Source organism: Lachnoclostridium sp. (assembly GCF_031997925.1).
Classification (GTDB): Bacteria; Bacillota; Clostridia; order Lachnospirales; family Lachnospiraceae; genus Lachnoclostridium.
Window position 1 is genome coordinate 48,662 of sequence record NZ_DAMADT010000007.1, and the last position, 24,808, is coordinate 73,469.

Below are 24,808 nucleotides of genomic sequence, written 5' to 3' on the forward strand. Positions count from 1 at the left end.
GACTTCTGTTTTATATACATTTATCGAAGGTAAGGAAATAGATAGAACTGAGGGTTACTTATAATGATAGGTCCTTTAAAATCATTTTCGCCTCTTTAGTTAACCAATAACATAGATAAGGATGTTACAAACAGTATAAATCCGCTTTACTTCGTAAATAGTAGAGCGGATTTTTTGTACTACTTTATTCGTAGAATTTTACTTCAGCTGAAATAGTAAAGTTAGGAAAAAATAGACAAGCTTATTTAGATATTGTACTATAGGTGTAAAGTGCAAAAATTACTTTATAGAATTTCTTGGTATCATATTAGATCAATAGCTTTTTTGATGTATTTTCATGTTAGTTGAAAGAGCAAGAATTTATTTTATAGAATTTCTATTAGCTCATTACGTTCATTATATATAAATAGGGAGGGAAAGAAATGAATCGAATACTATTAGTGGAAGATGACTCATTCATAGTCAATAATCTAACAGAATTTTTAAGATCGGAAGGGTATGTAGTTTCAGCAGTACATGGTCAGAAGGATGCACTTTCGATTTTGGAGCAGGAGGTATTTGATATCATATTACTTGATATCTCATTACAAGATGGTAATGGATTTGCTGTCTGTAAAGCGATAAAAAGCATGGGAGATACACCAGTCATCTTTGTTACAGCATCAGGAGATGAATTTAGCGTTGTAGCAGGACTTGATATGGGAGCTGACGATTATATTAGCAAACCTTTTCGTCCAAGGGAATTGCTTTCAAGAATTAAGAGTGTGTTACGACGTTGCGGAAAGGTACAATCTGTCATTGAGATAGAAGGTATCCAAGTAGACACAGAAAAAGGACTCGTACTAAAGCAAGGAAATGAAATCTTTTTATCGGCTCTAGAATATCGTTTATTGTTAGTTTTTTTATCCAATCGAGGGACAGTAATTTCAAGAAATAAATTATTAGAAGAAATCTGGGACATTGCGGGTGACTTTGTAAATGATAACACACTTACGGTTTATGTGAAACGTTTACGGGAGAAAATTGAAGATAACCCTCAGGAACCAACCATTATAAAAACTGTCCGAGGACTCGGATATAAAGTGGGGAATTAATGATGTTAACAAGAAATCGAGAAGTAAAACAAGCAATATTTCAGTATTTTGTTGTCATGGTTATTGCGGTAGCTTTGACATGGACTCTAATCCCTGATGCAGTCCTACTTGTCATTACCATAAGTTTAATTTTTCTTCTTCTTTTTCTTCATGTTACGAAGAAACGATATTTTAAATTAAAAGAATTAAGCATGATGATTGATAAGGTACTCCATGGAAATGATAAAGTAGATTTTAAAGATTTCAATGAAGGAGAGTTATCTATCTTACAAAATGAAATTAAGAAAATGACAAGTCGCCTTAGAGAGCAAAACGAAGCACTAATTTCAGAAAAAATTCAACTTTCGGAATCTATTGCTGATATTTCTCATCAGCTTAGAACACCTTTAACTTCCATCAATCTAATCAGTTCATTTTTAAATGAACCAAATCTTTCAGAGGATAGAAGACTCCAGTTAAGCAGAGAATTAAATCGCCTAACATCCCGCATTGATTGGTTGGTAAATTCTTTATTAAAACTTTCAAAGTTAGATGCTGGAACAGCAATATTTTCGAAAGAAGAATTGCTCGTAAAAGCAGTTGTACAGAAAGCTTATAATTTACTTGCAATACCAATGGAATTAAAAGGTCAAGAGTTTTTCTATCAAGAAGATGGGATTGTACGCTATGTTGGAGATTTTCCTTGGACCGTAGAAGCAATCTCTAATATAATGAAAAACTGTATGGAACATACTGACGTTGGTGGAAAGATTATAGTAACTGCAAAAGAAACAGGAATTTATACAGAAATCATAATAGAAGATAATGGACCAGGGATAGAGTTAGAGGATATTCCACATTTATTTGAACGTTTTTATAAAGGGAAAAATTCAAGTTCTGATAGCATTGGAATTGGTCTATCCTTAGCTCGAAAAATAATTCAGGAACAAAATGGTACGGTAAAGGTTGAGAATGGAATAGATTGCGGTGCTAAATTTACCATTCGTTTTTATAAAGGAATACTCTAAGTGACGAAACTGTCACTTAGCAGTCATTGTTCTGTCATTCTATCCTGTTATAGTTAAATCTAAGGAGCTGTTATTGTAAGGCTAATTGAGCTGTTATGAAAAGCGATTGAGCTATTATTGTAAAGCGAATTGAGACTCACTAAAATATGAATGATAATAACAGGAAAGTTGAGGGATAAGTACAAGTGGAAATATTACGTGTTGATAATCTTACAAAAACATATGGAGAAGGAAATAATAAAGTGAATGCCTTAGATGGCGTTTCCTTTCGTGTAAACCAAGGTGAATTCGTTGCTATTATAGGTCCTTCTGGTTCCGGTAAATCAACGCTTCTTCATATGATTGGTGGTGTAGATCATCCCACAAATGGAAAAGTGTTTGTAAATGGAAAGGATGTTTATAACCAGACAGAAGAACAGCTGGCAATCTTTCGCAGAAGAGAAGTCGGCTTAATCTATCAATTCTATAATCTGATACCGGTAATGAATGTGGTTGAGAATATAACACTTCCTGTGTTAATGGATGGCAGAAAAGTAAACGAAGATAGATTATCTGAGCTTCTTACTGTTCTTAATTTAACTGGAAGAGAAGGCCATTTACCAAATCAATTATCCGGAGGTCAGCAGCAAAGAGTGTCGATAGGAAGAGCATTGATGAATGCGCCTTCTATCGTCTTAGCAGATGAACCAACTGGTAACTTAGATTCCAAAAACAGTCAGGAAATCATCGAATTATTAAAGATATCGAATAAAAAATATAATCAGACCTTGTTAGTCATTACCCATGATGAGAATATTGCACTTCAAGCAGATCGAATCATCGCAATCGGAGACGGAAAAATCACAAGAGACGAGGTGATCCGTCGATGAATATCTTTCAGAAATATACAATAAAAACTCTGATAAAAAACAAAACGAGAACGATTGTAACAATCATTGGTATTATACTTTCAGCTGCCATGATTACTGCGGTAGCCTCCTTAATAACTAGCGTTCAGAGTTACCTAATTCAAACCACTATTGCGAATAATGGGGATTGGCATGGTGCGGTATACAGTACTTCGAAAGAACAAATAGAAAATATAAAACAAAATTCAGAAATAGATCAAATCAGCATTATAGATGAAATTGGGTATTCACCCCTTGATAAAGTAACAAATGAGACAAAACCTTACTTATATATTCAAGGTATGGATGAAAATTTCCTTACCATGTTACCTGTCAATGTTAAAAAAGGTAGTCTACCAAAGAATAATACAGAAATTATTCTTCCCCTTCATCTTATCAGAGTTGGTGGAATAGAATATGAGCTTGGTGACACTATTACACTGAAACTTGGCACAAGATATCAAGATGGAAAAATTCTAAATCAAAGTAATTCCCTTGTATCAGAAGAAAACGGAGGAGAAGAATTAAAGATTACGGATGAAAAGACCTATACGGTGGTAGGTTTTTATGAGGATCCTTCGTTTGAATTTTATTCGGCGCCTGGTTACACTGCACTTACAATTTCAGATAACGTAACGGATTATGCAACAATTTATCTTAAATTGAATGCAGCGGAACATATTTATGATTTTACTTCTGCAAATTTTCCGGATAATAATACAAGTTTTAATTATGATCTGTTAAGACTCACAGGTTCATCGAATGAAAATAGCTATAATGCAGTTTTGTATAGTCTAGGAACAATCCTTATTATCATTATCATGCTTGCTTCGATTGCATTGATTTATAATGCCTTTTCTATCTCAATCAGTGAACGGACAAAACAGTTTGGATTAATGAAATCGATTGGAGCTACCAAACGTCAGCTAAAGAAAAGCGTACTATTTGAAGCATTTACTTTAAGTCTTATTGGAGTACCGCTTGGTATTGTATGTGGTTTACTTGGAATAGATATCACATTAAAATTAACTAAGAATATTATGATGGCTTCTTTCAATTCATTGTTCAATAAAACTGATATACCATTAACCTTATCATTCTCACCAATTACCATTCTTATCGCTTTAGTTGTAGGAGTTATTACAGTCTTAATATCCGCATACATTCCTGTAAAAAGGGCTATGAAGGTATCTGCAATAGAAAGTATTCGTCAAACGAATGATATTAAGATTAGCACTAACAAGGTAAAAACTTCAAAACTTACTTACCGCCTCTTTGGTTTGGAAGGTATGATTGCTAGAAAATACTTTAAACGAAATAACAGAAGATACCGAGCTACTATTATATCGTTATTTGTCAGTATTGTGATCTTTGTATCTGCTAGTAGTTTTTGCAGTTATCTGCAAAAGGGAGTCGGTGACGTTTATATTAGTGAAAATTATGATATACAATACTATAACACCAGTGAGAGCGCTACAAAATCTAAGAATGAGATTTTTAATGCACTATCAAATATACCAGAAGTGATTGATTCAAGCTTTCATATTACAGGTCATTACATTGGTGAAATTGCTTTAGAAAATTTAAGCAAAAAATACTACAGCTATAAATTAGGTAATAATGAAGAAATGATTAACACAGACCGCGAAAACGTTGAGGAAAGAATAGATTTAGTATTCCTTTCAGATAATGAATACAGAGATTTTTTAACAAACAACCAGTTTGATGTAGAACGCTATATGAACGTTAACAATCCATTAGCGTTAGCAATTGATTATAAACGTACCTATAACCAGACAGATCAGAAATATTATACCTTTGATATGTTAAAAGATGGAGAAAATCAAGTTGAAATAAAAGAGTTGAAAACAATAAATGGATATGAGTTTTCTTATACGGAATACTTCGAAGAAGGTGAACATTACTATATCTACAAACCACTAGAAGATACATCTCTAGAAGTACTCCGTTTAACAGAAGAGGAAGCATATCAGAGTAAAACTTTATTCATTGGTGATAAAACGAATCAAATTCCCCTTGGAGTTTCCATTGGAGAAGGTATTGTATTACTATATCCAGAAAGCGCTTTTGAAAACGTAATTGGAGAGAAACTAGAGGATAAGTATGGTGATTTTTACTTCAAAACAACAAATCACCAAAAAGCATATGATACCATGCTAAAAACTTTAGAGGAATTGGGTTATAATAGTGATTATCTAATTGATATTGCTGCAGAAATAGAAAACAATCGTTCTGTTGTTTCAATGGTGCAAGTATTTTCCTATGGTTTTATTGTCTTGATTTCTTTTATCTCGATAGCGAATGTTTTTAATACAATATCGACAAATATAAACTTACGTAGACGAGAATTCGCAATGCTAAAATCGGTAGGTATGTCAAAAAGAGGTTTTAATAAGATGATGAATTACGAATGTCTCCTTTACGGATTTAAAGCGATTTTTTTTGGCATTCCTGTTGCAATCTTTGTTACGTACTTAATCTATCGCAGTATTCAAAGGGGATTAAATATTGCATTTTATCTACCGATGTCTAGTATTGTAATATCAATTTTGAGTGTATTTTTGGTAGTATTCTTAACGATGTTTTATGCGATGAAGAAGGTAAAAAAGGAGAATACTATTGATGCCCTTAAGAACGAGAATCTTTAAGAAATCTTAAGATTTATTTTGATAGTTCTTCCTTGCGGGTGTAAGTAAAATATGATATTCTATTCAACGTTATGGAATGAAATAATAGAATCAAAAGAGTAGCCCGAATGGTTATTTATATAGAAGGCGCTGCCAGTCTTTTGATAGAGTTGGAGGGAAAGCATGAAAAAAATACTAAAGATGTTGGCAATAAGCATGGTATTTGTTATGCTAGTAGGTTGTTCGAAGTCTCCTGGGGGTTCAGAGAAAGAAAATTCGAATGAAAATCAAAGTAACGAAAATGGAAATGAGGGTAGCAATAACCAAAAGGGTGAGGACGGAACTGACCCAGGGAAGTTACCTGAAGGTGACTTAGCGGAAGATATTATTTTAGTTTTAGATCCAGGACATGGTGGTGTTTTCGGAGGAGCATCTTATGACGGAAGAAATGAGAAGGATTTAACACTAATTGTTGCAAACTATGTGAAGGAATACTTAGAAGAAAATTATAACGGTGTACAAATCGTGCTCACCCGTACTGACGATGTCATTATGTCCAACGATGTGAAGGAAGATTTAGAGCTTAGAGCACAAATCGCAAAAGATGCAAATGCAGATGCCTTTGTAAGTCTTCATTTTAATGCTGCTGAGGATCACAATCAAAATGGCTCTATGGTATTTATATCAAATCGTGATAATGTAACGAATGTATCTAAGTTGCTTGCAGAATCTATCCTTACCGAGTTAGAGGGTCTTGGCTTAAAAAATCATGGAACGAAAACTAGAAACAGTAACGATACGTTTGATGAGAAAGGAAAACCTCTCGATTACTATGCAATTAACAGACACTGCGCTAATCGAGATATTCCAGGAATTATCGTAGAGCACTGTTTCATGGACAATAGTAACGATAAGAATTATATCGATAGCGATGAAGATCTAAGAGCACTTGCAAAAGCGGATGCAGAAGGTATCGCAAAATTCTATGGATTAATTAAGAAATAAATATAGAAATTAATATAGAAATTAATTAAAAAATCTGCTGTAAAATGAGATAGAATGCTCCATTTTACGACAGATTTTTTTATTGAAATCAAGTAATTCATACTAATGATCTCTCTAAGGAAAAATTATGATACGGAAAGGTTGTTACAATTCCATTCTATATTCTGATTAAACGATAGCGTTTCAGTATGATACAGACTACAATATCATACTGATTCGAATAGGATAATAGATAAGGAATGTAACAACCTTTTTTATTATTTATAAACTCTGAAATATAATTTGTTGATAACTATTTTAATCTAACAACTGATGAATCTTTGGAAATGGTTCTAAACTACGTTTCAAAATTCCATGAATATAAGCAATAAGGATTCCATAATTCGTAATCGGTACACTTTTGTCAGCAGAATAAGATAATCGGTATTTCATTTCACGTTCATTTAACATACAGCCTCCACAATGTACAATAAGCTGATACATCGATAAATCAGAAGGAAACTCAGAACCACTGGTATACTCAAAGTCTAATTTTTTACCAGTATATTTTAGTATCCAGTTAGGAAGCTTTACTGTTCCTATATCATTACACTGGCGATGATGGGTGCATCCCTCAGAAATTAATACTCTGTCTCCATCCTTTAGAGAATCTAATGTTTTCACGCCTGCAACTAGAGTATCTAAGTCTCCCTTATATCTGGCAAATAAGATAGAAAAGGAAGTCAGTAAAATATCTTTTGGAGTATCTTCATCCACCTGCTTAAATACTTGGCTATCCGTGATTACTAGTTTCGGTTTTTTACCAAGCTGTAATAATGTATCTTTTAATTCATTCTCTTTTACAACAATAGCAGTAGCATTGGCATCTAATATATCTCGAATTGTTTGTTGTTGTGGAAGAATTAAGCGCCCTTTTGGAGCAGCTTTATCAATCGGGACTACTAACACAACAAAGTCAGAAGGAGAGATTAGATCAGCTACAATAGGAAGATGCTTTTCTTCGATAGATAAAGCTTTTATCATTTTCGTTTTTAAAAGATCAATATTATCCTTAGTTTTAGCACTTACATAAACTTCGTTGGTGGTATCATCTTTTATCGAATCTGATAAATCAGATTCAGATGATTTTGATAAATCTTTCTTAGCTGGTTCTGCTAGGTCTATCTTAGCTGATTCTACCAAGTCTTTCTCAGCTGATTCTACCAAGTCTTTCCCAGATGATTCAATTAAATCTTTTTTATTATATACAATAAGATAAGGTAACTTTTTCTCCTTTAAGAGGGTTATAAAATCTTCGTCCTCTGTTGTTTTTCCTTTTACTGCATCAATTATAACTAAGACTAAATTCGCCTTTCGAAGCATCTGAAAGCTCTTATCAACTCGCTCTTTTCCAAGAATGCTATCATCATCAAGACCAGGAGTATCGATAAAAACGACAGGACCTAAAGGAAGTAGTTCCATCGTTTTTAAAACTGGGTCAGTAGTAGTACCAAGGATATCCGATACTATTGCAATGTTTTGCCCGGTTAAGGCATTGAGTAGACTTGATTTGCCTGCGTTTCGTTTTCCAAAGATTCCAATATGGATACGCTCCGCTAGTGGGGTTTCATTTAAACTCATGATGTTCTCCATTCTGCGTATATCATTGTGCATTTATATTCGACAAGGAAAAGATCAAAATTAGAAAAGGTACACTTCTCGAACTTTTCCTTGTCAATTATAGCTTCATTTAGAAACGAAAATCTCTCGAACCGAGTGTAATTGCCATTAAGTTATCCTTAGCAATTTGTTTTACTTTTTCATTCGGAATCTTTGCTAGTTCTGTCTCAATTAGTTGATTACCTACTTTTCTTGTTTCTTCATCAGCATAGTCCAGTAAGAATTCCTTTAGCGTCATCAATGCATTAGGAAGGCAGCAATTAGCAATTTGACCGCTTTTACATAGACTCATAAAACGGTCTCCGGTACGACCTTCTCTGTAACATGCGGTACAAAAACTTGGAATAAATCCAAGTTCCATCAACCATTTTACGACTGCTCCTAAAGGACGTTGATCAATGACATCAAACTGCTCGGATTTATCATCCTCTTCTTCAGAATGAACATAACCACCAACGCTTGTTTTGGAACCACCACTAATCTGAGATACCCCAAGTTGCAGCACACGTTCACGAGTTTTCTTACTTTCTCTGGTAGATACAATCATACCGGTATATGGAACAGAGATACGGATACAAGCAACAATTTTTGCAAAGACATCATCATTGATTCCATTGGAAAAACTGTTTGGGTCAATATCGTCTGCTGGACGGATTCGTGGAACACTTATGGTATGAGGTCCCACACCGTATACAGCTTCAAGATGTTCTGCATGCATTAAAAGACCAGAAAACTCATAACGATAGCGTTCTAGACCGAATAAAACACCAAGTCCTACATCATCGATACCACCTTGCATCGCACGATCCATTGCTTCTGTATGATAAGCATAATCGTGCTTAGGACCAGTTGGGTGAAGGGATTCATAACTTTCTTTATGATAGGTCTCTTGAAACAAGATATAAGTACCAATACCAGCATCATGAAGCTTTTTATAATTTTCTACAGTAGTAGCAGCAATATTTACATTAACACGTCTAATGGCTCCATTCTTATGTTTGATTGAGTATATGGTGTTGATGCTCTCTAAGATATATTCCATTGGGTTATTGATTGGATCTTCACCAGTTTCTAGGGCTAATCTTTTATGTCCCATATCTTGAAGCGCAATAACTTCTTCTCGGATTTCCTCTTGCGTTAATTTCTTTCTAGCTATGTGTTTATTTTTTAAATGATATGGACAGTAAACGCATCCGTTGATACAGTAATTTGAAAGATACAGTGGAGCAAACATAACAATACGGTTGCCATAAAAATCTTCCTTCAACTGTTTCGCCAAGGCATAGATTTCTTCGTTTTTCTCTGGAATATCACAATCTAAAAGGACGGCTGCTTCGCGGTGGGATAATCCTTTTTTAAGTCTTGCTTTATTTAATATCTCGTCGATTAAAGTTTCATTATGTTTATTCTTTTCTGCATATTCCAATGTTTCTAAGATTTCCTCATTAGAAATAAATTCTTCTGCCTTTTCTGATTGTTTATTATACATAGCATTTTCCTCCCTTATAATCACCTCGGTCTACTGCAATCTTATAACCGATTTTATTCATACGTCGTTCCATACAGTAACGACATTCTGCTGCCTCATCCCCAGTACAGATTTTATTATCATAGAGCATATATTTGCTTCTTACTTCCCTTGGTGAGAGGTTAGGCATAACAACATTGGCTCCCGCAAGGATTCCTTTTTCACGGCCTAATGGATGAATCGTTCCAAGCGCTGTTGTTGATGGTAGCAGTGCATTAGGAAACATTAATCGTAGAATTCCTATTAAGTATAAGGTAAGTTCTAAAGTTCCAGCAGTTTCGTTTACAAATGGAGTGTCTTTATGCGGAATGAATGGGCCAATACCAATCATGTGAGGTTGTAACTCATGTAAAAATAGTAGATCTTCAATCAGGTTTTCTGGTTTTTGATACGGAGAACCTACCATAAATCCACTGCCAACTTGATAACCAATGGACTTTAAATCCCAGAGACAGCGCTTTCGATTCGAAAGATTAAGATTGCTTGGATGTAGTTTTTGATAGTGTTCCTCACTGGCAGTTTCGTGTCGCAGAAGATAACGATCTGCACCAGCTTGGTAGAAAGATAAGTAACTATCATAGCTTCGCTCTCCAATAGAGAGAGTAATAGCGCAGTCTGGATAATCACGTTTTATCTTAGAAATTAAATTGCAGATAAAGTCATCCTTATAGTAGCCATCTTCACCGCCTTGTAAGACATAGGTTCGAAATCCAAGCTCATAACCTATTTCACATGCACTTAGGATTTCATCTTCCAATAACCGATAACGTTCTGCATTGGTGTTACTTTTTCTGATACCACAGTAATAGCAATCATTTTTACAGTAGTTTGTAAATTCAATCAGTCCTCGAATATACACATCATTTCCATATATTTTTTTTCGGACTTCTCGCGCTAAAGAGAACAAATACTCGCTGATTTCTTCTGTTGGTTGTTGAAGTAAGGTAAGAAAATCTTCCTTACTTAATAAATTGTCTTGTTTCAGCTTATTAATAAGTAATTTTTGTTCTTCAAAAAGATTGGTGCTAAGAGATTTATGAATCAATAGAATCAATCCCTTCCTTTCTTGCACACATCCTAAGGAAAGAAGAGGAAGCTAAACACGATGTGTCAGATAACTTCCATTTGTCATTATGGCAATTGCATACAATGTGCATCCTACTTCGATTATTTAAACTAGATGTCAAAGCGGATATTTCCGCATACGCTACCAGTTCTACCTCAGGCAAATCCCTCGCTTATTGAAGCGGGATACTTCCCCTATGAGGTTAAATTTAAAAAAGCGCCTTATGATATAAAGGCGCACGAAAAAAACGTAGTATGTACGATTTGTCAGCCTTTCCCCGCAGAATTCAATAAGGTATGAGATTCTTAGGATGTTAGTGCATTATCATTTTATTAGTGATAGTAAAACTTATCAAAGATTGTTTTCCTGGCAGAACGGATCTTAACAGGTTAACATACAACTCAAGGTTGTATCCGTTTCTCATTATAAAATAAATGATAAATCTTTACAATAGTAAGTTTAATACTAATCTATTACCACAGATTTCTTCCATTGTCAAAACTTCCATATTGTGATAAAATATGATAATAATATTCATAAAGCTACAAAGGAGTTGTTAATATGAAAGGAACTGTTGTTTCATCATGGATAGAATCATGTCGAAAATTGTTTGGAAGTGAAGTTGTCGATTCAGCACTTAAGGCATATTCTATTCCTAGTAATTATATCTTTTCACCTTTGGAAGATGTAGAAGATAAAACCGCCATGGGAGTTGTGGAGCATATCGGAAACTCTGTCGGTAAAGATAAAGATGAGATATGGGGTATTATGGGTGAGGAGAATGTAAAAACCTTTGGTAAACTATATCCTGGATTCTTCCGTCACGAATCTGCATATCAATTTTTAAAATCAATGAATGATGTTCATATCATTGTAATGAAACGATTTAAAGGAGCTACACCACCGACTCTGGATGTTACGCCGATATCATCCCATGAGATTTATTTTACATACCGCTCGAAAAGAGGGATGGGCAGTTATTTAAAAGGATTAATACACGGTGTTGCAAATTATTTTAATGAAAAGATCGAAGTGGAAGTGGCATCCAGATCACAGGATGAAATTAAATTGAAATTAACTTTTGAAGCAGAAATTCAGTATATAAAGAAATTTCATTTAAATAGAATCTTTTCCTTTGGTGTACTCAAATCAGTAACTTTAAAGGTAACCATTTTAAATACGATTTTAGTTACTCTTGCTAGTGTATTTCTTATTGATGATGTTGAAAAGGCTTTAATCCTTGGCGGGGTTACTTTAATCTCAACATTACTCACTTCTGCAGTATTCAATAGACCTAGAAAGTTCATCTTGAAAGAATTGGAGAAGCTTAGTCAGAGAAACATGGTTGAGACGACTGTGATTAAGTCCAAAGACGAATACGAATCTTATATGAATGAAATTAATAGGATTAAACAAAATATTCAAAAAGACTTTATTGGATTTCATTCTATCGTGGATGAGATGTTTACCTTTAATCAGTCAGTATCAGAGATTTCTAAAACGATGCAATCCACTTCAAATGATATTACAAATGTCTTAGATGAAGTAGCAAATGCAGCTATCACTCAAGCAAGTGATACTGAAAGAGCAGTTAATGTACTTGATGATAGTATCAGAAGTATATCAAAAGTATCTGATAAGAGTCAGGAAAACAAAGAACAAATCGAAAATGCAGTAACTGATATTGAAGCAAGTTTTACTAATGTTGAGCGTACTGCAACTGAGATTAATAGTGTTCTTAATAAATTTAATGGTATCAAAAACAGTGGTTATGATTTACAAGAAAATGCGAAAGATATTACAAATATCGTATCGATTGTATCAAGTATCGCAAATCAAACGAACTTGTTAGCGCTAAACGCGTCCATTGAGGCTGCAAGAGCAGGAGATGCCGGAAGAGGTTTTGCAGTAGTTGCGGAAGAAGTACGAAAACTTTCAGAGGAAACCAATTCAGCAGTACAAAAAATTAATGAGAGCTTAACAGGGTTTTTAGAAAGCATTGATGAAATCGTTCAAAATATTGATGTTCAGTATGGAGTTCTTGAAGGAGAAAACACAAAACTATCTGTGGCAGTAGATACTTCAAGTCAATCAAATCAGCATCTTAAGAATGTATCAGATGAGATGGTTCAGACTTCTGTACAATTAAAGAGTGAAGTACAAAATATTTCCTCCTTGTTTGAGAATATAGAAAACTTAGCAGCTATTGCTGAAGAAAATTCTGCATCCACTCAAGAAGCAAACAGTAATGTCACTATTTATGTTGACCAAATCAAAGACCTTACTCATTTAATTCAAGTATTTGACAATATGATTGTTAACTTTAAGGAAGACTTGGATAAATATCTATTATAATTTTTAATCTTTTAATTATGCATTATTGCAACCTCCTGGTGATCAGTTTTCGACGATTAGCACTGGGAGGTTTTTTAATGTTAAAAAATTGGATAGATATGGTTATAATCTATCAAGCATAATTCGTACGAATACAATTCTAATTAAAGAACATATAAAGATTTAATAATGGTTATGTAATATTCGTAAGACAATCTTAAATTTTGTGACATATCATTACCATGAATATTGATTATTCTTAAGACTTATAGGTAAATGTTATACAGTTGTACTTTTTCCATTACCTTGTTATAATAAGGAATGCTGTAAATTGTAGGTATCACCCAACCTATGAATGACAGATGTTTGGGTGCAGCAGATATATAACTTTTCATCTGTTGCTTATGATACTTTACACGTTTTCAGATATAGTAATAAGAAATAAAAATGTACAGTTTTCATCGTTTAGCACCTGTTTATGCTATTATAACTTAATAGCTTGTGTTATAAAAAACCGTACAGAAAAGAGGAAGAAATGAGAAATAAAAAATTAGTTGCGATGTGTTGTATAGGCTTACTTGCTATAAGTATGTCAGCTTGCAGTTCAAAGGGAAAACTAACGAATCTCACTTATGGAGAGGAATCTGCAGTTGAGGTATTTAATCCTCCAAACTACTCCTTAGAACAAAAGTTATTAGTATCAGGCAAGCCAACTTCAAGTGCTACGACAAAGCAGGAGTTATTTGGTTTTCAGTCCGATTTAATGGTAGATGATCAGATTATTTCAGATTATAAAAGGGATGAAACAATAGATTTTAGTGGAAATTATACGGATATGGAAGGTGTTATTACTTTTCGTGGGAATAACTACCGTAATAGTGCGGTATTTGGTACCGCAAATATTGTAGATAAAAAATTCGACCGTTCCAAGACATGGAGTATCGATACAGGGAAGTTAAAGAAAACGGTAGCAAAGGGTTATTGGCTTGGAAGCTGTTGGACTGGACAACCTCTGATTGTTCGCTGGAAAGATGAGACACGCAAAGCGATGAACCTTTATGAGGATAAAAAGAACAAAGAAGGACTCGTGGAAGTTATCTATTCCACAGCTGATGGTAACATATACTTTATGGATTTAGATGATGGTAAGCCAACGAGAGATAAGATATCTCTTGGATTTCCAATCAAAGGAACAGGAAGTTTATATCCGTCTGAAGTTCCGCTTTATTTTGCAGGAGCTGGTGATTCTATGGGAGAAGACTGTGCCAGAACCTTTGTCGTAGATTTAATTCAGGGTAAGGTAATTTATGAATATGGATATGACGACGAGTTTTCTTTAAGAACTGACAATGATAAATTTCATGCATACGATTCTTCTCCGCTTATCGATGTAGCAACGGATACGATAATACAACCAGGTGAGAATGGAATTCTATATACAATGAAGCTTAATACAAAGTACGACGGTAAGAGTGTTTCCATTAATCCAGATAAACCAGTAAAGTGGCGTTATACTACAGATCGTAGTAGAGAAGAAGAAAACCGCTATTGGCTTGGTATGGAGTCTTCTGCATCAATTTGGAAAGGATTCTTATACATCACTGATAATTGTGGTGATATGTTCTGTATCGATTTAAATACAATGGAAGTTGTTTGGGTGCAAGATACACTAGATGATACAAATGCATCTCCCGTATTGGAAGAAAGTATGGAAGATGGAACAGCATATATTTATATATCAACCTCACTTCATTGGACAGCAGATGAAAAACATAAAGGTGATATCCCACTAATGAAAGTGAACGCTGCAACAGGAGAAATTGTGTGGAAACGTAGTTATCCATGTGAAACAGTTTCAAATGTTTCTGGTGGTGTACAAGCGACCGCATTATTAGGAGATAAAAAGTTATCAGACCTTGTTTACTTTGTAATTGCTAGAACTGGTGGAAAAGACTCCGGAAAATTAGTTGCACTTAATAAATACACTGGTGAAACCGTATGGAGTGTTGATATGACAAATTACGGTTGGTCTAGCCCGATTGCATTATATGATAAAGATGGAAATGGATATGTAATCCTTTGTGATTCTACAGGAAATATGTATATGGTAGATGGTTTGTCTGGAAAATTATATGATACGATTAATTTAGGTAAAATAATTGAGGCTTCTCCTGCTGCGTTTGAAAATACAATCGTTGTTGGAACCAAGGGGCAAAAAATATATGGTATTACCGTAAAATAATTATAACGTAGAAGGTAAAGGCAGAGGTAGTAATATTGCGATTTATAAAAAGGCTTATTATCGGCTTCGTAATAGTCATCCTATTAGGGATTTGTCTTTATTTAAATCCTCCAAATATTGTTATAGTCTCTTTAAAACACAAATGATAAATAGGCAGTCTCAAGAAGTTTTGCTTTTTGAGGCTGTTTTTTTAAAAGGGTGAATTGGTAAGTTTATTTAATTGTCATGAACAAGGAAAAGTACGCTTCGAGACCTTTTCCTTGTCTTAAATTGAGTATACCTGACAAGTTTATGACTGCGCTGCAACCACAAACTTAGGATGCACAAATGGCAGCGCAGAAATGAGGTAACAATGGAAGAACCTTACTGTGATGAACCAGAGATTCCTATGAAGCTTGAAATACCGGAGTTAATTGTTGAATGGCAGGAGAGTGATATTACGTTCGAATCTGACACCTTCGATTTGTATATTGATCCAGAACAGATTTCTACTAATTTCATTCCTGTCTTAAAGTTTTATAAATGGAAAAAAGATAGTGTACATATAACAATCGCAGCGATATTCATAAGTATTATCTTAACGTTAGGGTTTCTTTGGTATGATAATTATGGGCCTTTAAAATCAAGATCAGTTTTTGATATGAATACTTTGGAAAATATATATTCATACGTTATTTATAATAATAATTATTATGAGAACATTATTTTAGATAAACATAGACTTCTCTATCAAGATGTTACAGATATATAAATATTATATGGTAAAGAACGGAAAAGGATTCAAATTGAATTTCCCTCAAATAATGAGAAATAACTAGAAGAGATTTATGAATCTCTTCTAGTTTGTGAATATAGTGTTTTTAGGAGCAGTCCAAAAGAGAATATTTCCTTTTAGACTGCTCCTTTTATGTGGTTTGATTGCAGAGAGTAAATTTAATTGAATTAATTACCCTATTCCGATATACAAGTGTACGAGATTTAGTTCCATAGTTGTAGTTTAGTCTGAATTGGAATATTAGGTTGCTTTAGGGCTTCTTTCATAAGGATAAAGAAATAAGTATCTTGGCATCCTTCTGCAAAGGAGTAAAAGTCTTTTCCAGTTATTACATACTCATGCATACCTAATAAACAATTTACCATGGCAATTTCATCATCTGTGAATCTTGCATAGTATAAAGGATTGGTGTATAGGCATTCATTACCTAGGTTTATAGAATAAGTTGACAGAGTATTAATATCCTCTGTAATCTCAAAAGTCTGTACGAGTGGATGGTTGTCACTCGTTAGTGAGCGAACCATGAGGTCATCTATTTCACCTCTCGCTCCTTGGATATTTAAATGGCGAGTACGAATTTTAGAGCGGTATTGTACGTCCGAAGCAAAATCATAGAATGCTATCTTCCCACTTTCAAATTCAAAAGTGTAACGGGCACGATTAACTGAAATAATGTCACCATCTGTTCGTATTCCGTATCTAGAATCCGTTACTACTACAGGAAATTGATAGTTTTTTCCATAAATTTGTGCTGTTTCAAAGCCTACATTTAATAACTTACGCATTAGACTTACACCATGATAATCATGAGCCCAGGATATATTTAGATTACTTACTTCACCTAAAATATTCTTCTCAAGCACTCTTAACTTCGCTTGATACATTGGTTGAAGAAAATATTGTTCGGCTATTTGAATTTTAGAATTATTAGCTTTAACATTATTCCACAATTTTATAAGAACATCATATTCTACAGCCGGAGGGGTTTCCACTAGCATAGGAATGTCATAGGGAATGAGTTTTGTTATCATGTCAGCATTTGCGTCCCTACCAATAGCAATTACTACGAAATCAGGCTTTGTTGATAAACAATCTTTAATCGTTAAAGAAGTAGGTATATTATAAACCTTAGAAAATTCCGATGCTTTTTCAGGGTTACGAAAAAGAACAGATGTAATTTCGAATTGGTCAGGCAAAGCTAGACCAACCCTTAAAAATGCCATGGCACGGTATCCATTGCCAATAATTGCGTATTTAATTTTACTCATTTTAACCTCCATTAGAAGTCCTTTGATGTCTTATGTTTATATTTTTTAGTCGCCTCTATACTAACACAATATTTCTAAAAAATGAATATGTATTTGTATAATAGCTGCTTTTAACTTATTTCTTGTATGCAACTACAGATAAAGGTTTATATGCTAAAAAATTTGGTAGGGTATCAAAATAAATTTTCCGTCAAATAGCGAGAACTAATTTTAGTGATAGAAGAAGCAAATATATATTTATGAATAAATTTTATTTGATTTAAGAAAATTTTAGCTTGTATTGTTATAGATCATAAATTAATTTTCTAAAGAGAATACATATTATTATTATGTAAACTAATTATATTTAATTAGCAAATTTATAATCTATAAAATTCATGATAACAATAATCGCATAATTAAATTAAAAAATAAAGTATCAAGACTAAATTATAAACGATATAATAAACAAGGAAAGCAATGCTTAGCTTGTCATGGCATAAAAAAGAGAGACCATAAAGGTCTCTCTTTCATCTATAGAAAGACAAGCAGCAGTGAGAAAGTTAATAGTGCGGAAAATAGGGGGTGGAGTAATTAAATAAATATTATTATTTGAGTTAATTAGGGGTTAGAATTACTTGTGTTTTGAGTGAGTAATTAGGGATTGTAAAGTAAATAATACTTGTTATATGAGTAATAAGGGGTTGTAAGTTAATTATTTTGTTGTAGCCTGTGCAGCAAATTTCTGTTTAGCTTCATCAACTTTTTGCTGTTCTGCAGCTGGTGTTGGATAATATCCTTTTTCATGCATTACATTAAACACATCTACTTGGATTTTATGCTCTGAATCCAAATTCTGCAAAATAGTATCTCTTAATCCGTCATGAAGACATTCATTTGCGAATGTGTTATAATTATTTGTTGCAGTCTTTACAGTACATAATGCATCAGCTAAAACTTCTTTTTCTTTAAAATTTCCTACCATTTGAAACCTCCTTACTGTAGATGAGAATAGATGGCATTATAGTGACCCTGATGTTTTGCAGATATATCTAGCATCTGTTGTTTTATCTGTGGGTCTTGGCTATGCTCTGCTAACATTTGAAACTTTTTGATTAATAATTCTTCTTCTGATAAAATGTCTTGAACACATGAGAGTTCTTTCGCTGTTAAATTCATAATTGCCTCCTTTATAATGTTTAGTCACAAAGTTAGTATCTCTCGTTCTCAAATAGTAATACAACGTAAATTCTTATAAATAGACCTTTTCTTGTTAATTCAGTCAAAGAAAACCGTATGTAAATAATCATTTATTAAAATCAGATGGTATAAAAATAAGCTAATTTCACGCTTCTAAGTTATTTGCTATATAAAATCATATAAAAACAATGGATAAATTTTATTTCATTTCCTATTTTTAACTTGTCTTTCAAAAAAATTCATAGATTTAAATAGGATTCATATTGTATAATATTAGCATAGAAATTAATTTGCAGAAGTTAGCAGATTGTGCTGTGTATAAAATTTTTATTATAATAAATGGGTGCAATAGCGCCAGAATGAAGGTGCATATGGGAAATCAATTTAGAATTGCTGTTATTCAAGCAAACTACCCAAGTAGTAAATGTGAGGTTAATACGAAGATAGGTTTACAATATATAAAGAAGGCAAAGAAAATGGGTGCTGATTTAGTTCTATTTCCAGAGTGCTGGTTACATGGATATCAATTTCCAATCATAAAAGAGGGTTTTAGTATCTCTGATATGTATGAAATGGATCAATACGGGGAAACCATGGAATGTATCAAACAGGAAATAATCTATCAAGAATGGGTAAATCAATCAGTTGACGAAGAAAGCGACTATGTAAAACAATTCTGTTTGGCAGCTAAGGAATTACATATAGGGATTGTACTAACCGCTTATACCAAAGGTGTCCAGAATCCAAGAAATAGTGCTATGATAATTGATAAAAATGGAAGTATTATAATGACTTATAGTAAAGTACATACTTGTGATTTTTCTTTAGAGTCATTATTGGAGGGCGGAGAAGAATTTAAAGTTTGTGATTTTCATGGTATTAAACTAGGAGTTATGATATGCTATGATAGAGAGTATCCTGAAAGTGCAAGAATGCTTATGTTAAAAGGTGCTGAAATAATTGTAGTACCAAATTCTTGTGGTGGAATGAAACCTAGAGTTCAAGCTCTTGCAACGAGAGCATATGAAAACATGACAGGTGTAGTTATGGCAAATACAGCATTTGAAAATGGTGGAAATTCTTGTGCATTTCAACCAATCGCGTGGGACAAAGATGGAAAAGAACAGGAGATGACACTTTTTGTTGCAGATGCTACAAGTGAGAAGATCTATATGGCTGAATTTGATATGGATGCCATAAGAGATTATCGAAGCAGTGAAATGATGGGAAATACATTTCGAAAAGTAAAAGCTTACGCAGGATTTCTAGATAATGTTGTGGAACCACCATTTATAAGAAATCGCTGGGTAGAGTAATAAAAACCGCTAGATTAAAAATAAAAGATATATATTTCTATTTAATTATTGGATTTATATATCATGAAATAGGAGTGAAAACATGCAGATAACATTAATGCAATATGAAGATGAAACTATAGAATCAAAAATTACCGCAATTATGGAATATGGTACATTATCGGTCTGTGGCTATGATGTATATAAGCCATCCGCCAAGCTTCCAGAAGGTAGTGAATATGAGTATGAGATTTCTTTAGATTCTATTAGTTCCAAGCAATTACTTGATTTAATTGCGTCTGGTAAGAATGAGGAAGAAGCACTTAACATTTTAAAAACAATGTTTCAAGGCAAAGGAGCTGATATTAAGTTCCAGGCATATTGTCTAGAACATGAAATTGAAACTAATTGTTATTCACATTTTGATGATTAATAGATTTCTACCATATTTAGTTAGAAATATCAATTTCGAAATAGTAAAGATATAGAACTAGTAAAAATAACTCAAATAAAATATGATATTATTCTTATTGTATATTACTTAAAAAGGCTTTTTATATATGGAGGCTAAAATTGAAGAACTTAGGTACAGTATCTATAGAAACAAAACGATTATTATTAAGGCAATATAGAATAGAAGATGCAAATGCAATGTATAAAAACTGGGCTAGTGACAATGAAGTGACTAAATATTTAGTATGGCCTGCTCATAAAAGTGAAGAAGTTTCGAAACAATACATAGAATACTTAATCAGAAATTATGAGAATAAAGAGGTATATGATTGGGGTATCGAGCTAAAAGAAATTCATCAAGTCATTGGTTCTATTAGTGTAGTACAACAAAATCCTGAGATCGAAAGTGTACAGATTGGATACTGTATCGGTAAACCTTGGTGGAGACTTGGTATAACAACAGAAGCATTTCAAGCAATAATACAATTTTTCATGGAAGAGGTTGGTATAAACCGAATCGAAGCAAGACATGATATAAACAATATATCCTCTGGTAAAGTTATGGAGCATTGCGGTTTGAAGTTGGAAGGTGTACATCGGCAAGCAGATAAAAATAATCAAGGAATTTGTGATGCTGCTTGGTATGCTCTTTTACGAGAAGATTATAACAGATTAGTATAAGAACATTGTACATGTGAGTAGTAAAAGAAAGGAAGGCTTTATGACTGATATAATAATTGGTTTACTTTTTTTATTACTTGGATTTAATTGTTACTTTTCAGAAAAAAATAATCCTCTGGCTTATAAATCGCTTCAGCTAAATTCTCATCCATCTATTTGGAAATGGACCAACAAATTTTTCGGAAGATGTATGATATTTGGTTCTTTATTGTATTTTGTATCGTTTATACTTCACATGTATAATATTGATGAACGAAAAATACTTTCTAACATTGGATTGTATTATATAGTAGTGTCATTCATAGCTACTGAAATCTATGCTACTGTTAAAAAACATTTCTCAAAACAAGAATAAATACGCTTCGCGAACGTTTCCTTGTCATGAATAACGATTTGAAAAACGAGAATTTTATAAATAATTGACATGTAAATTTGTAGTCAAAGCGGATATTCGCAATCCGCTTACGCTACTGCTTGCAGAAGCGGGGGGACTTCCCTGATGAGGTTAAATAAATATAGAAAGAACAAGAGAATATTAGACGTATTCCTGAACCTTTTAATATTAACTAGCATATGATTTAGTAAAATAATAAGTAGGTATCATATGGATAATGATATTATAGCATTCCAAATGCAACAACCGTTTAGCCAAGAGGAGGCAATTCGTGTTTCTAATGCTAGAATTGAGCATATCACAAGAAGTAGTAGTCGAAATGGCTTTGTCACAATATCTTATGACGATAGAGTAAATAGAAGATTTAATGTACTTGTAACACTAGTCGTTTCCCCAACAACAGTAATACAGAGTACTACTGGTAGACGAGTAGATTTAAATGATATACGAGTTGGAATGAGAGTAAACGCTATCTTTTCTTCTAGGATGACACGCAGTATCCCGCCTCAAGCAGCAGCATTTTTAATTGTTGTTCTTGAGAGAAGAGAGCAAAATGAAGTTACAGAAGGTAGCGTAACCGATGTTAATTTACGAAATAGAACGCTCGAAATTCGTGAAGCCGGACGCGGTAGAATGCAAGAAATAGATGAAAGATCTTTTGGTAGAGATCGCGACAGAGATAGAGACCGAATCACGTTTCAAGTAACAAATTCTACAAGAATCGAAGATCGTAGAGGTAGAAGAATTAATCTTAGTGATTTAAGGAGAAATGATAGAGTACGTGTAGAATTTAGAATTGTAAGAGAACCACGTAGACCTGACCGTAATGTTGCGATTTTCATACAAGTATTATAAATAAGTGAAAATCAAATAATATTCTTTAATAGATACTTGAAACTAAAAAGTCACTTTACGAACTATACAGCATGAATTATTAACTAGTTATTTGTCTATAAGTCTTTTTTGTTATAATTGATTTTATGATATTTAATAAATTATTGAAATATGATTGAAGAAAAAGACTGGAGCTTTTTAGCCTCAGTCTTTTTCTTGTTTTTACTACGAATAATTTACTCTTAATTGTTTGAATCAATACCAATTTTTTGAATTTCTCTCTATATATCATTATCACCTGGTAATTGATATGATACAGGTGACAATCATCACTTACAAGTAAAAATATCATAATTTGCACCAAATCACAATCTTACGCTTTATTTCTTTTATTTAAGCACTTTCTTAGTCTAGCCATAGGAGATTACCTATTTTTTATTTTGCTATGCTTAAAATCGGTTTTAGAACGTGGTTAATTTTTACATATCTTTAAAATGTAATAGATTTTTATATATCTCAAATAGAATGAAAAAAATTGAGAGCCTAGTTATATTTAGGCTATGATCCTAAAAGATAACTATTACGTCAATATTTTTATCTCATAATAAATATCATTTAATTATCTATCACTAACTATCAATTTTTCATCTAACAATAATTATGTTAAAGTTCGTATAATCATCATTATACGAACTTTATTGCTTTTAGGCCTATCTCAGATATAGCCATTTTATTATACGAACTTTTGTATTGTTATTTAACGAACTTTAAATTATAATAGAAGTTAGAAAAGAAAGGGTATGTAAGAATGGCAAATAAAAAAACTTTAGCATTAACAAGAGATCAATACATAATGATTATACAAACAATCAAAGAGGGATTTGTAAGAGAAGATGGTAGTGTATTTAAACCAAACGATAGATTGGCTACCATATTAACATTAGAAGCGAACCTAGGAATTCGAATTTCAGATATACTTCAACTAAAATTAACTAGTATCGTAAAAGACGGTGATAGATACCGTTTGGATATCATCGAGCAGAAGACTGGGAAAAAAAGAGAATTCACCGTAATGATAGAAATCTATACGTTTATTCAGGAGTACGCGCTTAATTTTGGTATTAGTCCTAGAGCAAAGTTATTTGATATCTCCGAACGTGCGGTGCAAAAACAATTAAAGATTGCAGCAGATCATTTAGGTTTACAAGGTATCTCCACTCACTCGTTTCGTAAATTCTTTGCTACTGAAATTTACCTAAATAATAATGCAAACATCGAGTTAGTACGTATTCTGTTACAACAATCCTCGACTACAACAACGCAGCGTTACATTGGTATTCAAAGACAAGACATAGAACAAGCATTAGCAAATCATATTTGTTTAGTATAGATTATAAATATTTAGAAGGTATATTATGTACCGGATGGTGATTATAACTAACAAGAGTGAGGGAGGATAAATATGAGTCGATTTGACACTATCATCAATAACTTTGTTAAATGGGGAAATGGCACTGATAAATTATACGTGGCATTGATGATTGGCTCTCAGGCTAGAAAAGACCATCCTGCGGATGATTTTTCTGACCTTGATATTATAATGGTCGTTGATGACCCTGACTACTATTTGTATTCCAGTCAATGGATTGAACAAATTGGTAATTCACACATTTCTTTTATTGAGAACACAATTGGAGGTGGTAAAGAAAGAAGGATACTTTTCGACAATGCACTCGATGTTGATTTTGTTATTCTTTCCCGTAACAATTTTGAAATCGCTATAAGGAGCGGTGAGGTTGAGATATTAAAGCGTGGTTATCGTATCCTAATTGATAAAATCGGAATCGAACATCTTTTACCATCAATTTCTGCTGAGAAGCCGTCGTACATTTCTTTGACGGAATGTAAGTTTAGCAACATAATAAACGACTTTTGGTATCATGCCGTTTGGACTGCAAAAAAGATAATTCGCGGCGAATTATGGACAGCAAAATCATGTGTAGACAATTATATGAAAGGGCTGCTTTTAAGCCTAATTGAGTGTCATGCTCATGTATTGAACGGAATAGATTATGACACTTGGCACAATGGACGTTTTCTAGAAGAATGGGCGGAAGATTGGATTGTTCAAAAGCTTTCGAATTGTTTTGCTCATTATGAAAGAAATGACATTAAAAAGGCACTGTTATCAACTATGGATTTGTTCCGATTAATTACCGTAGAAATTGCAGATAGGCTAAAATATAAATATCCAACTGACGCTGACGAGTATTCGACTGAATGGGTTATAAATGCATTGTCAGAATGACGATAGTTTATTTGAGAATTTCAGTTCACGCGGAACTGACACCAACAGTAAAGACAGTTAACTGAAGTATCAGTGCATCTATATGAAATGAAGACAACAACACAGCGTTACATTGGTATTCAAAGACAAGACATAGAATAAGCATTAGCAA

20 protein-coding genes are annotated in these 24,808 nt (G+C 33.2%); 14 read left to right on the forward strand and 6 right to left on the reverse strand.

The annotated features are described in order from the left end of the window. The first annotated feature begins 422 nt into the window (after positions 1-422). The 5 genes from RTP52_RS06890 to RTP52_RS06910 all read left to right on the forward strand — a co-directional run bounded on the left by RTP52_RS06890 (position 423) and on the right by RTP52_RS06910 (position 6,641). Positions 423-1,094: a response regulator transcription factor gene (locus tag RTP52_RS06890; protein ID WP_312370082.1), complete on the forward strand. Its 672-nt coding sequence runs from the start codon at positions 423-425 to the stop codon at positions 1,092-1,094. Then, entirely contained in the window at positions 1,094-2,101 is a 1,008-nt protein-coding gene (locus RTP52_RS06895) for a sensor histidine kinase (protein WP_312370084.1), read from the forward strand. The genes RTP52_RS06890 and RTP52_RS06895 overlap by 1 nt, the downstream gene beginning before the upstream one ends. 185 nt (positions 2,102-2,286) lie before the next feature. After that, positions 2,287-2,970 carry an ABC transporter ATP-binding protein gene (locus RTP52_RS06900; protein ID WP_312107433.1) on the forward strand — a complete coding sequence of 228 codons (684 nt, stop codon included), beginning with the start codon at positions 2,287-2,289 and terminating at the stop codon, positions 2,968-2,970. Further along, positions 2,967-5,657 carry an ABC transporter permease gene (locus RTP52_RS06905; RefSeq protein ID WP_312370085.1) on the forward strand — a complete coding sequence of 897 codons (2,691 nt, stop codon included), beginning with the start codon at positions 2,967-2,969 and terminating at the stop codon, positions 5,655-5,657. Before RTP52_RS06900 ends, RTP52_RS06905 begins: the two co-directional genes overlap by 4 nt. A 162-nt stretch (positions 5,658-5,819) precedes the next feature. Next, on the forward strand, positions 5,820-6,641 hold the full coding sequence (locus RTP52_RS06910) for an N-acetylmuramoyl-L-alanine amidase family protein (protein ID WP_312370086.1): 822 nt from the start codon (positions 5,820-5,822) through the stop codon (positions 6,639-6,641). Positions 6,642-6,938: 297 nt separating this feature from the next. Here the strand turns inward: RTP52_RS06910 and hydF are convergent, their stop codons facing one another. The 3 genes from hydF to hydE form a co-directional block, all read right to left on the reverse strand. Further along, positions 6,939-8,261: a [FeFe] hydrogenase H-cluster maturation GTPase HydF gene (gene hydF / locus RTP52_RS06915; RefSeq protein ID WP_312370087.1), complete on the reverse strand. Its 1,323-nt coding sequence runs from the start codon at positions 8,259-8,261 to the stop codon at positions 6,939-6,941. A 109-nt stretch (positions 8,262-8,370) separates the two neighbouring features. Next, complete coding sequence (gene hydG / locus RTP52_RS06920; protein ID WP_312370088.1) at positions 8,371-9,789, reverse strand: [FeFe] hydrogenase H-cluster radical SAM maturase HydG; 1,419 nt, start codon at positions 9,787-9,789, stop codon at positions 8,371-8,373. Continuing rightward, positions 9,782-10,870, reverse strand: a complete 1,089-nt coding sequence (gene hydE / locus RTP52_RS06925) for a [FeFe] hydrogenase H-cluster radical SAM maturase HydE (RefSeq protein ID WP_312370213.1) — start codon at positions 10,868-10,870, stop codon at positions 9,782-9,784. The genes hydG and hydE overlap by 8 nt, the downstream gene beginning before the upstream one ends. Before the next feature lie 585 nt (positions 10,871-11,455). Here hydE and RTP52_RS06930 point away from each other — a divergent pair. The 3 genes from RTP52_RS06930 (at position 11,456) to RTP52_RS06940 (ending at position 16,221) form a co-directional block, all read left to right on the forward strand. Beyond that, positions 11,456-13,249 carry a heme NO-binding domain-containing protein gene (locus RTP52_RS06930; RefSeq protein WP_312370089.1) on the forward strand — a complete coding sequence of 598 codons (1,794 nt, stop codon included), beginning with the start codon at positions 11,456-11,458 and terminating at the stop codon, positions 13,247-13,249. A gap of 514 nt (positions 13,250-13,763) precedes the next feature. Next, positions 13,764-15,470, forward strand: a complete 1,707-nt coding sequence (locus RTP52_RS06935; protein ID WP_312107458.1) for an outer membrane protein assembly factor BamB family protein — start codon at positions 13,764-13,766, stop codon at positions 15,468-15,470. 352 nt (positions 15,471-15,822) lie between these two features. Beyond that, positions 15,823-16,221 carry a hypothetical protein gene (locus tag RTP52_RS06940; protein ID WP_312107456.1) on the forward strand — a complete coding sequence of 133 codons (399 nt, stop codon included), beginning with the start codon at positions 15,823-15,825 and terminating at the stop codon, positions 16,219-16,221. A gap of 227 nt (positions 16,222-16,448) precedes the next feature. Here the strand turns inward: RTP52_RS06940 and RTP52_RS06945 are convergent, their stop codons facing one another. From RTP52_RS06945 to RTP52_RS06955, 3 genes are all read right to left on the reverse strand, one after another. Beyond that, on the reverse strand, positions 16,449-17,513 hold the full coding sequence (locus RTP52_RS06945) for a Gfo/Idh/MocA family protein (protein ID WP_312370091.1): 1,065 nt from the start codon (positions 17,511-17,513) through the stop codon (positions 16,449-16,451). A gap of 694 nt (positions 17,514-18,207) precedes the next feature. Then, complete coding sequence (locus tag RTP52_RS06950) at positions 18,208-18,477, reverse strand: spore coat protein (protein ID WP_312106694.1); 270 nt, start codon at positions 18,475-18,477, stop codon at positions 18,208-18,210. A gap of 11 nt (positions 18,478-18,488) precedes the next feature. After that, a complete protein-coding gene (locus tag RTP52_RS06955; RefSeq protein ID WP_312106696.1) occupies positions 18,489-18,671 on the reverse strand; it encodes a hypothetical protein in 183 nt (60 codons plus the stop codon). Between the two features lie 392 nt (positions 18,672-19,063). Between RTP52_RS06955 and RTP52_RS06960 the strand changes: the two genes are divergently transcribed. The 6 genes from RTP52_RS06960 to RTP52_RS06985 all read left to right on the forward strand — a co-directional run bounded on the left by RTP52_RS06960 (position 19,064) and on the right by RTP52_RS06985 (position 24,657). Further along, positions 19,064-20,008, forward strand: a complete 945-nt coding sequence (locus RTP52_RS06960) for a carbon-nitrogen hydrolase family protein (RefSeq protein WP_312370095.1) — start codon at positions 19,064-19,066, stop codon at positions 20,006-20,008. Positions 20,009-20,090: 82 nt separating this feature from the next. Continuing rightward, positions 20,091-20,420 (forward strand): hypothetical protein, encoded by a 330-nt coding sequence (locus RTP52_RS06965; protein ID WP_312370097.1) that lies wholly within the window; start codon positions 20,091-20,093, stop codon positions 20,418-20,420. A gap of 140 nt (positions 20,421-20,560) precedes the next feature. Continuing rightward, on the forward strand, positions 20,561-21,121 hold the full coding sequence (locus tag RTP52_RS06970) for a GNAT family N-acetyltransferase (protein WP_312370099.1): 561 nt from the start codon (positions 20,561-20,563) through the stop codon (positions 21,119-21,121). Positions 21,122-21,725: 604 nt separating this feature from the next. Further along, on the forward strand, positions 21,726-22,370 hold the full coding sequence (locus tag RTP52_RS06975; protein ID WP_312370101.1) for a hypothetical protein: 645 nt from the start codon (positions 21,726-21,728) through the stop codon (positions 22,368-22,370). 787 nt (positions 22,371-23,157) lie between these two features. Next, positions 23,158-23,739, forward strand: coding sequence for a tyrosine-type recombinase/integrase (locus tag RTP52_RS06980; RefSeq protein WP_312105676.1), 582 nt, complete (start codon positions 23,158-23,160; stop codon positions 23,737-23,739). A 72-nt stretch (positions 23,740-23,811) separates the two neighbouring features. Beyond that, entirely contained in the window at positions 23,812-24,657 is an 846-nt protein-coding gene (locus RTP52_RS06985; protein WP_312370103.1) for an aminoglycoside 6-adenylyltransferase, read from the forward strand. Positions 24,658-24,808 lie beyond the last annotated feature (151 nt).